At 38.2% G+C, this 15,163-nt stretch carries 16 protein-coding genes; 10 read left to right on the top strand and 6 right to left on the bottom strand.

What is annotated here, in order from left to right:
• Window positions 1–13: 13 nt before the first annotated feature.
• Both AC1M9I_RS01220 and AC1M9I_RS01215 read left to right on the top strand, forming a co-directional pair.
• Window positions 14–1,648, top strand: coding sequence for a recombinase RecT (locus AC1M9I_RS01220; protein WP_481610550.1), 1,635 nt, complete (start codon window positions 14–16; stop codon window positions 1,646–1,648).
• Between the two features lie 130 nt (window positions 1,649–1,778).
• Window positions 1,779–2,045 carry a helix-turn-helix domain-containing protein gene (locus AC1M9I_RS01215; RefSeq protein WP_481610549.1) on the top strand — a complete coding sequence of 89 codons (267 nt, stop codon included), beginning with the start codon at window positions 1,779–1,781 and terminating at the stop codon, window positions 2,043–2,045.
• A 15-nt stretch (window positions 2,046–2,060) separates the two neighbouring features.
• Here AC1M9I_RS01215 and AC1M9I_RS01210 read toward each other — a convergent pair whose 3' ends face one another.
• Together AC1M9I_RS01210 and AC1M9I_RS01205 are read right to left on the bottom strand one after the other, a co-directional pair.
• Window positions 2,061–3,323 (bottom strand): tyrosine-type recombinase/integrase, encoded by a 1,263-nt coding sequence (locus AC1M9I_RS01210; protein WP_481610548.1) that lies wholly within the window; start codon window positions 3,321–3,323, stop codon window positions 2,061–2,063.
• Between the two features lie 309 nt (window positions 3,324–3,632).
• On the bottom strand, window positions 3,633–3,866 hold the full coding sequence (locus tag AC1M9I_RS01205; RefSeq protein WP_035270711.1) for a hypothetical protein: 234 nt from the start codon (window positions 3,864–3,866) through the stop codon (window positions 3,633–3,635).
• Between the two features lie 273 nt (window positions 3,867–4,139).
• On the opposite strand from AC1M9I_RS01205, the gene AC1M9I_RS01200 reads away from it, so the two are divergent.
• Entirely contained in the window at window positions 4,140–4,688 is a 549-nt protein-coding gene (locus AC1M9I_RS01200) for a hypothetical protein (protein ID WP_481610547.1), read from the top strand.
• Window positions 4,689–4,836: 148 nt separating this feature from the next.
• Complete coding sequence (locus AC1M9I_RS01195) at window positions 4,837–5,313, top strand: hypothetical protein (protein ID WP_481610546.1); 477 nt, start codon at window positions 4,837–4,839, stop codon at window positions 5,311–5,313.
• Between the two features lie 44 nt (window positions 5,314–5,357).
• On the opposite strand, the gene AC1M9I_RS01190 is transcribed toward AC1M9I_RS01195, so the two are convergent.
• The 3 genes from AC1M9I_RS01190 to prmB all read right to left on the bottom strand — a co-directional run bounded on the left by AC1M9I_RS01190 (window position 5,358) and on the right by prmB (window position 7,919).
• Window positions 5,358–5,711 carry a hypothetical protein gene (locus AC1M9I_RS01190; protein WP_481610545.1) on the bottom strand — a complete coding sequence of 118 codons (354 nt, stop codon included), beginning with the start codon at window positions 5,709–5,711 and terminating at the stop codon, window positions 5,358–5,360.
• A gap of 97 nt (window positions 5,712–5,808) precedes the next feature.
• On the bottom strand, window positions 5,809–6,894 hold the full coding sequence (gene aroC / locus AC1M9I_RS01185) for a chorismate synthase (RefSeq protein ID WP_481610544.1): 1,086 nt from the start codon (window positions 6,892–6,894) through the stop codon (window positions 5,809–5,811).
• A 14-nt stretch (window positions 6,895–6,908) separates the two neighbouring features.
• The gene (prmB, locus tag AC1M9I_RS01180; protein ID WP_481610543.1) at window positions 6,909–7,919 is read right to left on the bottom strand and encodes a 50S ribosomal protein L3 N(5)-glutamine methyltransferase; all 1,011 of its coding nucleotides are present in this window, start codon (window positions 7,917–7,919) and stop codon (window positions 6,909–6,911) included.
• Between the two features lie 371 nt (window positions 7,920–8,290).
• Between prmB and AC1M9I_RS01175 the strand changes: the two genes are divergently transcribed.
• The 6 genes from AC1M9I_RS01175 (at window position 8,291) to AC1M9I_RS01150 (ending at window position 13,759) form a co-directional block, all read left to right on the top strand.
• Window positions 8,291–8,500, top strand: a complete 210-nt coding sequence (locus AC1M9I_RS01175) for a cold-shock protein (RefSeq protein WP_035263597.1) — start codon at window positions 8,291–8,293, stop codon at window positions 8,498–8,500.
• A 124-nt stretch (window positions 8,501–8,624) separates the two neighbouring features.
• On the top strand, window positions 8,625–8,930 hold the full coding sequence (locus AC1M9I_RS01170) for a hypothetical protein (protein WP_481592662.1): 306 nt from the start codon (window positions 8,625–8,627) through the stop codon (window positions 8,928–8,930).
• A gap of 143 nt (window positions 8,931–9,073) precedes the next feature.
• A complete protein-coding gene (locus tag AC1M9I_RS01165; protein WP_481592663.1) occupies window positions 9,074–10,447 on the top strand; it encodes an ABC1 kinase family protein in 1,374 nt (457 codons plus the stop codon).
• Between the two features lie 227 nt (window positions 10,448–10,674).
• Window positions 10,675–11,970 (top strand): acyl-CoA dehydrogenase family protein, encoded by a 1,296-nt coding sequence (locus AC1M9I_RS01160; RefSeq protein WP_481610542.1) that lies wholly within the window; start codon window positions 10,675–10,677, stop codon window positions 11,968–11,970.
• A gap of 30 nt (window positions 11,971–12,000) precedes the next feature.
• A complete protein-coding gene (locus tag AC1M9I_RS01155; RefSeq protein ID WP_035263603.1) occupies window positions 12,001–13,200 on the top strand; it encodes an acyl-CoA dehydrogenase family protein in 1,200 nt (399 codons plus the stop codon).
• 73 nt (window positions 13,201–13,273) lie between these two features.
• Window positions 13,274–13,759 carry a GNAT family N-acetyltransferase gene (locus AC1M9I_RS01150; protein ID WP_481594614.1) on the top strand — a complete coding sequence of 162 codons (486 nt, stop codon included), beginning with the start codon at window positions 13,274–13,276 and terminating at the stop codon, window positions 13,757–13,759.
• A 39-nt stretch (window positions 13,760–13,798) separates the two neighbouring features.
• Here the strand turns inward: AC1M9I_RS01150 and AC1M9I_RS01145 are convergent, their stop codons facing one another.
• Entirely contained in the window at window positions 13,799–15,010 is a 1,212-nt protein-coding gene (locus AC1M9I_RS01145; RefSeq protein ID WP_035263607.1) for an alkane 1-monooxygenase, read from the bottom strand.
• Between the last annotated feature and the right edge of the window lie 153 nt (window positions 15,011–15,163).

Genomic DNA, 15,163 nt, shown 5'->3' with positions numbered 1-15,163 from the left:
AGGAATATTAAAAATGAACGCTCAATTACAAAACAACCGCCCTGCTAATCCTATCGCGTCTTTCAATGCTTTTATGCAAAAGCACAAATCTCAATTGGAATTAGCTTTACCGAAACATTTGAACGCGGATCGTATGGTGCGCTTATCTTTGACTGCATTTAGTCAAAACCCTGCTTTACAGCGTTGTGACCCTAAAACAATCTTTGGGAGCATTATCGTAGCCTCTCAGCTTGGTCTTGAAATCGGGGTTAATGGTCAAGGTTATTTAGTGCCTTACAAAGATAAATGTACCTTTGTACCTGGTTGGAAAGGCTTAGTTGATCTAGCAAACCGTGGCGGTCGCTGTACAGTTTGGACGGGTGCAGTTTATGAGGGTGATGAATTTGATTACATGCTTGGAGATTCACCTTATTGCAAACATAAACCTTGTGGTGAGTTCGATGAAGCAAAATTAACTCATGTTTACGCAATTGGTCGAGTTAAAGACTCAGAAACGCCAGTTATTGAAGTATGGCCTGTAAAAAAAGTACATGCACACTTCAAGAAAACGGTAGTTCCAGCGCTTCAACCTAACCATTATTCTAAAAAACATTTTGAGGCTTACGCTAAGAAAGTGGCTTTATTACAGGTTCTTAAGTACATGCCTCAATCGATTGAAATGTCTAACGCGGTTGATGTTTCCTATGCAGCAGAAACTGGCAAAGGCGTTGTTATCGATGGTGATTTTGTTTCTGTAGATAATAGCCCTGTTGAACATCAAGATGACACTCAAGAGCAAATAGTTGAGGCTGTGACAGAATCACATCAACAAGTAAGCCAACCTAACGAAGAAACTTACGCACCAACTTTTGAGCAAATCAAACGTGGGATTTTAACAGCTAAGTCACCAGCACATCTCGATGTAATCGAAGAACAAGCTATGGATCATGCTAATAAAGAAGAGCGTAAACAACTGATGACGTTGGTAAAAGCTCAGTCAGTAAAATTCACCCCAAAAGCGGAGGAACCAGCAGCAAAAAAGCATGAACCTCAGTTTGAAGATGCTCCACCCAAACAAACAACAGCTGAAAAAAAGCCGACTTCGACCGAGGTGCGTAAAGAGTTCTTAGATCGTATTGCACTGATGAGTAATGCAAAAGATTTAGAGACTGTAATCCCTTTTATTAACGGTAACGAAGTCCTCACTGAAGCGCATAAAACCTATTTAGTGAATGCCGTTACTAACAAAATTGAGGACATTAACAAGTCCAAAGTAGCCGCTGTGGATCCTAACAAGAGTGCTCAAGTCAAAGGTGGTCTAATGCTAATGATGGATGAGGCTAAAACACTTCCTGAATTAGAAGCTGTAGCACCAAAGGTGACTGAGAACAAAGCAAAGCTCACACCTGAAGATCATCAAGAGCTACTGGTTAAATACAGCGAACGTAAAGTGGTCGTTGCTCAAGGAGATATCTTCGAGTTTGTTACAGAGCAAACACCAGTCGAAAAGGCCATTTCGAGAATCATGAACTGTCAGAGCCAAGATGAGATCAATCAAGTTTGGGCTGAAATTGAAAGTGATCCTTACTTATCAGCATCCTTAACAGAGGATGACAAGAAAGCAATCGAAAGTGCTGCAGATCAACGCGAAGCTGAAATTACAGGCTAATCACTAGCGCCCTTAGGGGCGCAATCCAAGGAGTGGATCGTATGAAACGTGAATATTTTTATGGGTGTGTGATGTTAATTATTTTTGGTTTTTCGGCTGCGATAGTAGCGATATGGGAAAAGGTGGCGTGATGGCTTTAAAAAGTTTTAAAAATATAAATGAGGAAGAACGATCTAAATTATTAAAGCCTTTTTTGGATGCACCAAATGATCAAAAGTTTGGACAAGATTTGGTAGCGTTATATTTAGATTGTTCCCCTTGGACATTGGCTAGAATGCGCTGTGATGGCTCTGAACTCCCCTACACCAAAATTGGTCGACGAGTTGCTTATAGAAAAGCTGATGTATTAGCATTCGAAAAAAGCAGAACCGTCACCTGCACAGCTCAATACGCATAAGTTAAAAAGGCAGGTTTACCCTGCCTTTAATTGCTTAAGTCTTTCATCCCAGACACTTTCATAATTAAAACAGTCAATTTTGCCCTGATAAACTGCTTCTACCATGTTCATTGAAGCCCTGAGCTCTTCCATAGGAATTTGCACATATCCACCAGTCACATCAACACGTGGCCTCGCAGTATGATTCAGTAATCGCTTGGTCACGTAAATATTGAATCGAAGTAAATTGCAAATCGTGGCAAAAGTACGCCGAAAATCGTGCATGGAAACATAAAAATCTACCTGATCGCCTATGACTCTTAGAATCCGATCAACACAGGTGGCATGGATGTTTGCTGACGTTGGTATTTTTGTCGCAGGGAAAACCCAATCGTTCTCACGCAATAAATAACGGTCTTTCAGGATTGATAATAGATGTTCACCTATTGGAAACCAATGGTCAGCGCCATTTTTTGTATCCCTAAACACAACAGTTCCATCTTTAAAATTGATGTCAGTCCATTTCAGCTTACAAACTTCCTGACGACGGCAACCCGTATACATTGTGAATAAAAGTATATCTCGATGTGTGTTAGATCGAGCAGTATTTTCTAAATTCAGTTCATCCTGATAATTCAGAACGGCATTGTAATATTTGTGAATAACATCTTTATCCAAGTGCCTTTCACGACGCTCAATTTTATTCCAGCCCTTGGTTACAGCAATAACATCAACAGGATTTGTGCGCAGGATTGGATCCTCATCACTTGAGTACAGCACATGCATATATTTCCACAACGTACCCAGTAGCGATACAGCACCATTGGCAGATGAAGGGCTCAACTTAGTTACTTCAATAAATTTATCCAGGACTTCACTTTTGGTGATTTCAAATAATTTTCTATTAGACCAGCGCAAATACAAATTGAAGTACTTGTTATATTGTTTGACTGTTTTTGGCTTGAAGTCATTTTTGCTTAGATAAATATCCAATGCTTCTTGTACTGTAATATCAAGTGGATTATTAACAACTTGTTTTTTAGATGGCTTTACATACTCACCATTGGCAATTTTAGCCAAAATGGTTTGTGCTTTAGCACGAGCAGATAAGGCAGAAATTTCATTAGTTTTACCTAGAACTACCCTGTACAGTTCCCCTGCATTTCTTCTTTCAATGATATAGGATTTTGATTTGGTGGTAGCCCGAACAGCAAATCCAATTAACTCACTATCCCGATAAATTTTTTGACCTGACGTCGTCAATGGAATAGCATCAACATTGGACTTGTTGAGTTTCATATTTAATACCAGATACCTTAGACAGTACTGATTTAAGCATGTTTCTCAACAGTCTACAAATAATCTACAAGTAAAAAAGTGACACAATAAAACCTGCAAAATACCAACATAACAACTTGTTTTTATTGGATTTATAAAAATAAACTTTCCACAATGGTTCTATAGAAAAAATAGAATCCACCTAACCTACTTTGGATTGGGAATGTTTGGTGCATATTGAACCGTGCTTAATTTCGAATAGAACTATATTATAAAATAGATAATGAATAGTGATGAGAATAAGAAAGGCAGCTCAAGGCTGCCTTTAAATTAATTCAGTGCGATGACTTTAACTAAGATTGTTTGTGATTCTTCAAAGTCATCAAATATTTGCTTTCGATTAAGTTCTTTTGACTTCACTTTAAACTCATGATTCTGGTACTGAATGACTGATGGAATTGAATCGAAATACGCATAATCTGCCTCGATGGTTTCTTCAAACAATGGAGTGCCCAATTGATAGTCTTTGCTCTTCAGCACCACATATTTCACAGTCGTTTTCATTTCATACTCTTTTATTAACGCTTTATTTTTAGTTATATCACCTTTTGAAAAGTGTTCAATCAAAAATAGAAACGTTTGACTATAAAGGACTCAATCAATTATTTTTTAACACCTTTAAGCTTAATTAAAGCAACATGACAAGCATCACCACAAAGAAAAATAGCAAAACACGACAATAAATATATATTTTTTGATAACTGGTTAACATTTATATGGATTCTATGCTAAATTTAGCATATACAAAAACAACATCTATTTAACTGGTTGATAATAATGAAAGTTCAATTTATATCTATTCTTACTGCTCTTTCACTGAGTGGGTGTATCGTTGTATCCAATAAACCAAATGCAAGTTCTGCAAAAGCTTATGCATCTAATGTTATTGATTTTAAACCTTCAGAACATGCCAAGCGAATTGAAACACGTGGTCAGGTGATTTGTGAACCATCAAAACCATGTACTGAGTTAACATTTGATTGGAAACAACAAGGCAATAATTTATTTAGAGTACATACCAATCTATTTGATCGAAATACTTTTGATATCAAGCAAATTATCTTCACGCTAGATGGTCAAACTTATCCTTATGCAACCACAACCCAAACCAGCACCCGAACAGTTAACAATTCTGATCTCATTAACTCTACAAATTACATTGATGTACCAATGAATTTTATTGTTATGTTTGATCAAGCCAAAGCCATTGATATTGCTGTAGTGACAGATCAAGGTGCCATAACGCATAGCATTTTAAAAGATGGGCATGCATCGTTTGCCTATCAAACATTTAAAAGTGGCTACCAACAATTTAAGCAAAAGTAAAAAAAGACCCACTATGGGTCTTTTTTTAATCATCGATACAAAACTGCAACGTGTTATTAGACTGCTAGGCATTTCATTTTTTAGAAATTTTCGTTAGATTTAACAAATTGTGTACACAGTTATAATAAACAAGACAATAGGTAAAATCATGAAAATCAAACTAGCGCTTATTTCAGCATTGGTTGTATTAACAGGTTGTGCAGGAAGCTATCCAGAACGTGTTGTAACCAAAGGACCTCTCATCTGTGCTACTGATGAAATTTGCCCTGAACTTGCACTCCGTTGGAATGATGAAAAGCGTAATGGTTTTAAAATAACTGCAGATGTAAATGACACTGCACAACATGATATTAAACAATTGAACTTTATTGTTGATGGTCAGCCTTATGTCTATTCAACAATTCAACCAACCCAATATGCAACTGTAGCTGGTGTAACGAATTCATCTAATTTTATTGTCGTTCCTGTAAGTTTTTTAAACTCATTTAGAGACGCAAAACAAATTGATCTAAAAATCGTGACAGCTAACGGCGAAGTGACTCGTCCGATCTTGCAAGCTGATGGTCAGAAATCTTCTGCTTACTTAACCTTTATCAAAGGTTATACAGGTCAAACTATCGAATAAATGCATTATTCATTAAAAAGCCAGTTCGTTGAACTGGCTTTTTTTTAAGACTTACAACTTTTTTGATAACTTGTTCCTAAATCTTGGAATGATCGATCAAAAGAATTTCTCATTTTTCTTGCAAACAATGCTTCTCCCTTTGCTTTAGCCATATGAATATTCTTTTGTGCTAATCGTTCTAAAGCATTTAACACATCTGCATATTCACAAGCTCTTTGAATGATCAACGAAATATTCTGCTTACTATCGACCGATTGATGTAATCGAATTTGACTCGCCTCAATCTCGTTATAAATTGACTTCACTTCAATATCAAACTGAGATTGCGTTAAGCCATTCGCATAACTATACGATAATCCACATAAGACCATCGCCCCAACCAATATCCTTATTTTCAATTGAATTCCCCATAAAACGTTCAATTGCAATTTTAAAATTATATTAAAAAGCCAGATCAATCATCTGGCTTTTACATCATACGCTTTTTTACTTTGGTTAAATTGGCTCAAATGGCGCAACAACGTCGGCATTTTGGGCACGATGACGCATAAAGTGATCCATTAACACAATTGCAAGCATGGCTTCAGCGATTGGTGTCGCACGAACACCCACACAAGGATCGTGACGACCTTTAGTAAGAACATCCGTATCTTCACGATTAATGGTAATCGTTTTGCCTGGTGTGGTAATAGAAGCAGTAGGTTTTAGTGCAATTGATACACGAATATCTTGACCACTTGAGATACCGCCTAATATACCACCAGCGTGATTCGCTAAGAAGCCATTAGTTGTCAGTTCATCACGTGTTTCATGACCAAATTGTTCAGCCACGCCAAAACCATCACCAATCTCTACACCCTTGACCGCATTAATTGACATCATCGCATGTGCGATATCAGCATCTAAACGATCGAAAACAGGTTCCCCCCAGCCTACGGGTACTTTTGAAGCAATAATTTCAAGTCGTGCTCCACAGCTTGTTCCTTTTTCACGCAATGATGTCACAAGTGCTTCAAAGCGTGGTATGGCATCAACATCACCACAAAAGAATGGATTATTCGGCACTTCATTCCAATCTAGTTTTTCTGTTTTTTCAGTTCCGATTTGTGTTACATGCCCTCGGATTTCAATACCAAACTTTTCAAATAAGAATTTTTTAGCAATTGCACCCGCTGCAACACGCATCGCTGTTTCACGTGCGCTTGAGCGACCACCACCACGGTAATCACGGAAACCATACTTTTGTGTATAAGTATAGTCTGCATGACCTGGACGGAAAGTTTGTGCGATATTACCGTAATCTTTAGATTTTTGGTCTGTATTACGAATTAAAAGACCAATGGATGTCCCAGTGGTTTTACCTTCGAACACACCTGAAATAATTTCAACTTCATCTGGTTCTTTGCGTTGTGTTGCAAATTTAGAGGTACCTGGTTTACGACGATCTAAGTCTATTTGTAAGTCCTCAGCTGATAACTTTAGACCTGGTGGAACTCCATCTACAATCGCCATCAAACCAACACCGTGAGATTCACCACAAGTTGTTACACGGAACAATTGCCCAATACTATTGCCAGCCATGTTCAACAACTCCTTTATACTTGAACAGATTGAATGAATAAATCACGATATTGACGGCATTGTGCTGCAGTCAGTGCAAAAATACCTGACCCACCACGTTGGAATTGCAACCAGTAGAAATCAACAGTATTAAAGTTTTGTTTCATTGCCCACTCTGAGTTGCCCACTTCAATGATGATTAAACCATCTTCACTTAAATAGTCTGCGGCTTGAGCCAGCATTTTACGCACAAGATCCAAACCATCTTGACCCGCTGCCAATGCCAATTCTGGCTCGTGATGAAACTCATCTGGTAAATCTGCCATATCTTCAGCATCGACATACGGCGGATTAGAAACAATTAAATCGTATTGATTTTCAGCAGGTATTTTAGCGAAAAGATCAGATTCCAATAAAGCGACTTGATACTGTTTATTGTGATGCTCACAGTTGATCTGTGCAACTTCAAGGGCTTCTTTCGAAATATCAGTAGCATCAACTTCAGAATCAGGGAATGCATATGCCAAAGCAATTGCGATACAACCAGAGCCAGTACACATATCCAAAATACGCTGTGGAGTTTTAGGATTTGGATTCACTGGCAAATTATTGACCGCTTCACCCATTTCACCGTTTTCAGTCAAACAATAAGGTGCAAAACGATTTTCAATCAGCTCAACGATTGGTGAGCGTGGAATCAGTACACGCTCATCGACATAAAATGGTTTACCAAAGAAATAAGCAAGATTTAATAAATATGAAGTAGGAACACGGTCATTGATACGACGTTCGAGTAAGCTCAAGAATTCCGCAACTTCGCTTGGCAGCAATTTTGAGTCTAAAATCTCAGCATCGGCATTCCAGTCCAGTGACAAAGTTTGTAAAACTAAAGCAGAACTTTCAGCAAAATAATCTTCAGTACCTTGACCTAAGTGTGCATCGTATTGACGTAATGCTGTAACTCCAAAACGAATAAAATCTCGAATAGTTGTTAAGTTTTCAGCGGCTTCCTGTAGATGTTCAGGGCTAATAGTCGGTCGATCCACTTAAGGCGTCTCCAAGGTCAAATTTTTAAAAACGGTCTATGATACCTTGTTTTATCCTTTTAATAAAAAGTTCTATCCGTGTTATTCGGCAAATTTGTATTGAAAATTTGAATAGTTAGAATTATCCATTGAATAAGGTCTACTCATTCAAGTTTTAAAATAGCGAGAAAGTTGATTAAAACTAACGATATTGAAAATAATCGTGTATACTCGAAGCCAACTAGAAAATTTATGTTGTTTCATTAAATCTTTTATTTCGCAGTGTTAGTCATAATCCTACGTTTGGTTTCAGATTTTAAGTTTCATTTTTTTTCCAAGTTACATCATTGAGTTCAAACTCATAACATTAAAGTTTTATTAGGATTCCTATTATGTCTAATACTGTTAAAGGTACAGTTAAATGGTTCAACGAAACTAAAGGTTTCGGTTTCATCCAACAAGAAAACGGTCCTGACGTTTTTGCTCACTTCAGCGAAATCAAAGGTTCAGGCTTTAAAACTTTGGCTGAAGGCCAACAAGTTGAATTCAGCGTAACTCAAGGTCCTAAAGGTCCTAACGCTGTTGACATCGTAGCAGTTTAATTAACTGTTAAAAAAAAAGCGGGCTTTGCCCGCTTTTTTTGTCTCTCGAAAAGCTCACCAGACTTGAAAAAGAAAATTTAGACTCAAACTAATAAAAGTTAAAGTGGATTTCAAAAGTTGAAGTATGAGTTATAAACACAATAATTTAATGGCAATCCGTCAAAATTACTGGAGTGATGATTCTTCCCCTCGTGTCACAACAGAAAAACAATTTCTTAAGCAATTTTTGATGGATCATCAAGTTTTTGAAAATCCAAGTTTGGATGATGTTAAATATTTTGTCTTCAGCTTACCTAGCGTCATTATTATCAAAGCATATGCCCTTGGATTTATTCATGAAACTGTTGTCAACTTAATGAAGTTATTCATCTCTGAGTATCGCGTGTCTCTGTCTAATCGAGCTCAACTCCCAGTTAAATATCGACTTTAAAAAGCTTAGGCTATTTCAGTTTGAATAAATTGACCATTTATACACCTGATATTGAAATACTTGAACTATTTTAATACGTTCATAACATGTAATATTCAATACAATGATTTCTCTGCGCGATTCGCTTAAAGGACCTAAACTTCATGTCAGATCAGAATGAAAAGCTTAAACAATTAAAAACTTCTTCAATGGATCGCCGTCTTTCGATTGCGAAAGCTTCTCTACTGGCTGGCACACGCTGGGCTGCTTCAAGTGCGAGTTCTATTTTTTCAAGCGAAGAAGAAAAAGAAAAAAAACGTAAACAAGCGATGAAAGAACAAGCTGACTATCTCGTTGCTGAAATCGGTAAATTAAAAGGCTCTATCGTCAAAATTGGTCAAATGATGGCGTTATATGGTGAGCATTTTCTACCTGAAGAGATCACGCAAGCCTTAAATACTTTAAATAATCAGACCGTTGCCCTCGCGTGGCCTGCAATCCATGAGCAACTGCGCAACCAACTTGGATCTAAACTCGATGATCTCACCATTGATCATGAGCCTTTAGGCACCGCATCATTAGCACAGGTTCACCGTGCAACACGTAAGTCTGATGGACTTGAATTGGTGCTCAAAGTTCAATATCCAGGTGTAGCAAGCGCAATTGACTCAGATATGAGCTTGTTTAAGAACATGCTCAAACTTACACGCATGGTTCCTCAAACTCGTGAATTTGATCAATGGTTTGATGAGGTTCGCGAAATGATGCACCGTGAAGTAAATTACAAAATTGAAGCTGAAACAACACGTCGTTTTAGAGCGCGTTTAAAAGATGATCCGCGTTATGTTGTTCCACAAATTATTGATCAATATTGTACAGATCAAGTGCTTTGTATGACTTTTGAGCGTGGTGTTCCGATTAATAGCCCAGTCATGCTTTCACTCCCTCAGGAACGTCGCAACAAATTAGGTGAGGCATCGCTTGAAATTGCCGTTCGTGAAGTGTTTGAATGGGGCGAGATGCAGACTGATCCTAACTTTGGTAATTACCTAGTACGCTTAGGTGACGGCGCGCAAATTGAAGATAAAATCATTCTTTTAGACTTCGGTGCGATCCGTCAATTTGATGATCAACTCCTCAAGGTAGCTCGTAATTTAATTACCGCGGGCTATCATCATGATGCTCAAGCCATGGTCAATGCTATGACAGGTTATGAGTTTTTCGATGCAATGCCATTAAGCATTAAACCTGACATGGCAAAAGTGTTCCTTCTAGCTACTGAAGCTTTTAGTACTTATAGCAATAACCCAGACCTACCAACAGGCATTATGGATGAACAGCAGCGCTATGATTGGAAACAAAGCCAGCTGCATAGCCGTGTGATGCAACGAGCATCCAAGTCGATGGCATCGCGCTATTTTTCAGTTCCACCAAAAGAATTTATGTTCATCAGTCGTAAGTTCATAGGTGCATATACATTCATGACTGTGATCGAAGCAAAAACAAATGTACGTAAAATGATCCAATCATATATTTAATGAACTAAGACCATAGTGATCTATCGTGTCACTATGGTCAATTTATTAAATAAAAAATTTAATTACTAAAAAGAATATATCTTAAATTTCATTAAAATACCTATTGAATTACCATTTATCTGTTTGGTCAAAAAAGTCTTTTAAGCTAGTCATTTTCGACATAGTCATTTCACTAAACACATGTCACGATCTTGTTGTATAAAAAAACCATCAGGGAATTTACAACAATGAATGATATCGCAAACAAAGCGCAAGGTTTAGGCTTAGCCTTGATCACTAAGCTCGCAGGCAGTGATTTAATCGATCAATTAAAACTAAGAAAAATTATCGAACGCTCGCTTTATCAAGGTTCTAAGGCTGGATTTAAAACCTTGGGCTCTACACAGAAAATTTTTAAACAAAAATCCAATACTCCGACTCAACGTCTATCCAATCAGCAAAAAGGGTTATTTGATCTCAGCCTTTCTGAAGAACAACAGATGACTGTTGATGCGATGCAACAATTTGCTCATGAAGTTCTCTCCCCCCTAGCACATACAGCCGACCACCAAGCTACTTTTCCAGAAAACTTATGGGCTCAATTTAAAGATTTAGGTGTCAATTATTATGCATTGCCTGAACAATACGGCGGCGTTGCTTCAGAAAAGAATGTGGTTACAAATGTGCTGATCGCAGAGCAACTTGCACAAGGTGACTTCTCATTAACAGCTACATTACTCTCCACGTTCTCAGTCATTAATGCAATTACACAGTGGGGTTCAGCAGAGATTCAAAATAAGTATTTGTCGGCATTTAGCGAACAAGATTCTCTATTTGCGACTTTCGCTGTGCAGGAAAATACACCAGCTTTCAACCCTTTCCAATTAAAAACAAAAGCGACACGCCAAGGCGATCATTTTGTCATTAATGGTGAAAAAACTATTGTTATTCTAGGTGAGCAGGCAGATCTTTTATTGGTTTCCGCAGATTTAGATGGAACAGCTCAAGTTTTCATTGTTGAGCGAAATGAAACGATTTCATATAAAGCAAATCCAGCAATGGGGCTTAAAGCAACCCAATCTGTGAGCCTAAAATTTAACAATACACCAGCATTTAAACTGAGTGAGCAAGATTTTGATTATTCAGCGTTCATTGATCTGGGCAATTTAATGTGGTGTGCAATGGCAGTGGGTACATGCCAAGCGGTTAAACAATATTGCATTCAGTATGCCAATGAACGCACCGCATTTGGTGAACCAATATCCCACCGTCAAAGTGTTGCATTTATGATCGCGGATATGGCTATTGAAATTGATGCTATGAAAATGTTGGTTTTGAATGCTGCAAGTCGTGCAGAATCAGGTTTAAGTTTCCATCGCGAAGCATATTTAGCACGAATTTTATGCGCAGAAAAATCAATGAAAATTGGCACTGATGGCGTACAACTCTTAGGTGGACATGGCTTTACCAAAGAACATCCAGTTGAACGTTGGTATCGAGATTTGCGTGCTACTGCCATTATGCATTCTGGTTTACATGCTTAATCAAATAATAAAAATTTAAGGACAAAGATGATGAATTTAGAAAATCCGAAAAAATTTAAAATGCTTGTTGATCAAGCTCATCAGACAGCGTTAAACGTGCTTCGCCCTATTTCACGCAAATATGATAAAGCTGAACATGCTTATCCCAAAGAACTCGACATGTTAGCATCCCTATTGGATGGTATGAATGAAGGTGGCGATGGCATGAATGCTGGCGCTGCGGTCAATAAACGTGGAGATACGACTCAAGGCAACAAAAATGGCGTGAACATGTCTACTGCTTTGGGTGTAATTGAGATGTGTTATGGCGATACTGGTTTATTACTTACCATGCCTCGCCAAGGATTAGGTAACTCTGCAATTGCTGCTGTAGCCAATGAAGAGCAACTTGAACGCTTCAAGGGAACTTGGGCTGCGATGGCAATTACCGAGCCAGGCTGTGGATCTGATTCTGCAGCAATACGCACCACAGCGACTAAAGATGGTGATGATTATATTTTAAATGGCGAGAAAATTTTCGTCACTTCTGGCGAACGAGCTGATTCAGTCGTGGTTTGGGCAACACTCGATAAAAAACTTGGGCGTGCAGCAATCAAATCATTTGTTGTTCCTAAAGGCACGCCTGGCATGACCGTTGAACGTCTTGAACATAAACTCGGAATTAAAGCTTCAGATACTGCTGTCATTCGCTTTATCGATTGTCGCGTCCCTGCTGCAAATTTATTAGGTAATGCTGAAATCGATGTTGCAAAAGGTTTCGCAGGCGTCATGGAAACTTTTGATAATACACGCCCTCTTGTGGCTGCAATGGCAGTTGGGTGCTCTAAAGCGTCTTTAGAGCGTATCAAGGAAATTTTTAAAGACCAACTAGATGCTGAATATGCCACTCCTTACCTTCAATCCTCAAATATTGCAGCTCAGATTTATCGCATGGAAGCAGAATGGGAAGCTGCACGTTTATTAACCCTAAAAGCTGCATGGATGGCAGACAATAAAAAGCCTAACTCGCGTGAAGCTTCTATTGCAAAAGCGAAAGCTGGACGCATTTGTAATGAAATTACATTGAAGTGTGTCGAACTTGCTGCAAGTGTAGGCTACACCGAAGATGAGTTATTGGAAAAATGGGCGCGCGACTCCAAAATTCTAGATATCTTCGAGGGCACACAACAAATTCAACAGCTTATTGTTGCGCGCCGTGAACTTGGAAAATCATCAAGCGAATTGAAATAAATCACGTTGAATTAAATTCAACTGCGATGAAACTTAGATATACTCTGTGAAGATTTACTAAGTTTCATCGATTATGTACTTTATTCGAACTATTCAACCCCAAGATAATCCCCATATTGCAAAAATCATTCGTGAAGTCTCAGTGGAGTTTGGTCTCGCTGCTGAATCAGGCTTCGCAGTTGCAGATCCAATTCTAGATCAACTCTATGACGTTTATACAAAACCTCACTCCATATATTGGGTTATTAGCAATGACCAACACGAGGTCTTTGGTGGTGGGGGCATTGCACCTTTGCTGGGCGACGAAAACACTCTAGAGATACAAAAGATGTATTTCATGCCCTCAATACGAGGTTTGGGTTTTGCAAAACAAATTCTAGAAAAATGTATCCAATTTGCACGAGATCAGGGTTACACGCAAATTTATCTCGAAACTACAGCATCTCTCTGGCAGGCTGTAAAATTATATGAAAAATTAGGTTTTCAACATCTACAACACCCATTAGGAAATACTGGACATAGTGATGCATGCGAAATACGCATGTTAAAAGTATTATAAAAAAAACCGACCCATGGTCGGTTTTTTTATTTTTGAGTGTTAGCCCAGTAATTTATCAATAACACCAAATTTTTTAAAAATTTTTGCTCGTCGTTTAGGATGAATATTGGCTTTATTTAAATCGCCACCATAATGGTCAAATACGCGCTTATCCATAATTTTAAACCATAACTTAGGTATTAAAACTGGGATCAACATCGTCGCATATCCACTTGGCAACACTGGCGCTTCTTCAAAGTTTCTCAATGCTTGGAAAGGTCGTGTCGGATAAGCATGATGATCTGAATGGCGCTGCAACTGGTATAAGAATAGATTGGTTGTGATGTTATTATTATTCCAACTATGTTCAGGCATAGTACGCGAATAACTCCCATCTTCTTTCTTTTCTCGCAATAAGCCGTAGTGCTCAAGATAGTTGACCATTTCAAATAAAGTCACACCGTAAAGTGACTGTATGGCTAGGAATGGTAAAATTTTCTTACCATACAGTTTTAGCATCGTTGCGTGAAAAGTTGCACTAATGGCTGCGCCGTGAAATAGCTCATTTTTCAGTGAAAAGAACGACTCACCCTTACGATTTAGTCGATGTTTTTCAATCTGTATTGCCGACTTCAAGCCACCGCTAATCGTTCTTGGAAGAAACTCATAAAAGGTCTCACCCATCTTAGAGGTCGCTGGATCTTCTGGAGTAGCAGCACGTTTATGATGCCCATATGGGTGCTCAATACGGAAATGATTGTATCCAAGTGGTGCTAACGTCACGTGTGACCAATAATGATCTGCACGCTTCGGTCGATGGCATAGTTCATGGGCAGTATTCACACCAATACCGTTGATCAATCCCATTGTACAACCAATCAATAACTGATCCAACAATGGAGTTTCTTTACGTGAAACAACATATCCGGCAAAAAAATTAGCTGCATACTGTAAAGGAACAAACATTTTTACTATACGATCATAGTAAGGATCACTGACCAATTTTTTGATCTGCTCATCACTCGGATTATTCTCATCAGTACCGACCAAAGCATCAATGGTGGGAATAATTACGTGTAATAATAAAGGTCCACCTAATGCAAACAATTTTTTAGTTGCTTTAGGTCCGTATTGATATCCAGCCAAAAAGCCCATCCCTAATACAGGTAGTGCTGGACTAAGCAACCATAAGTAACGCTTCTTATCCAGTTGTAAGCCTTGCGCTATCGGGTTCTGACTCAATAACTCTTCAACTTTTACCTTTGCATTCACTTGCAATTTTCCTTTTCTATTTCTTATTTTTATCTTTGTTCATTTCAAATTTCAAATACAGTCGTAATCGTCCAAAAAAGCTATTGAGTCGTATTTCCACGATGATTTTGAAGTTAAAATACATTATAGAAATCTTTACACATGTTAAGATTC

Source organism: Acinetobacter sp. ANC_7553 (assembly GCF_056779895.1).
The sequence above is the reverse complement of the archived record's forward strand: the minus strand, read 5'-3'. Positions and strand labels throughout refer to the sequence as shown.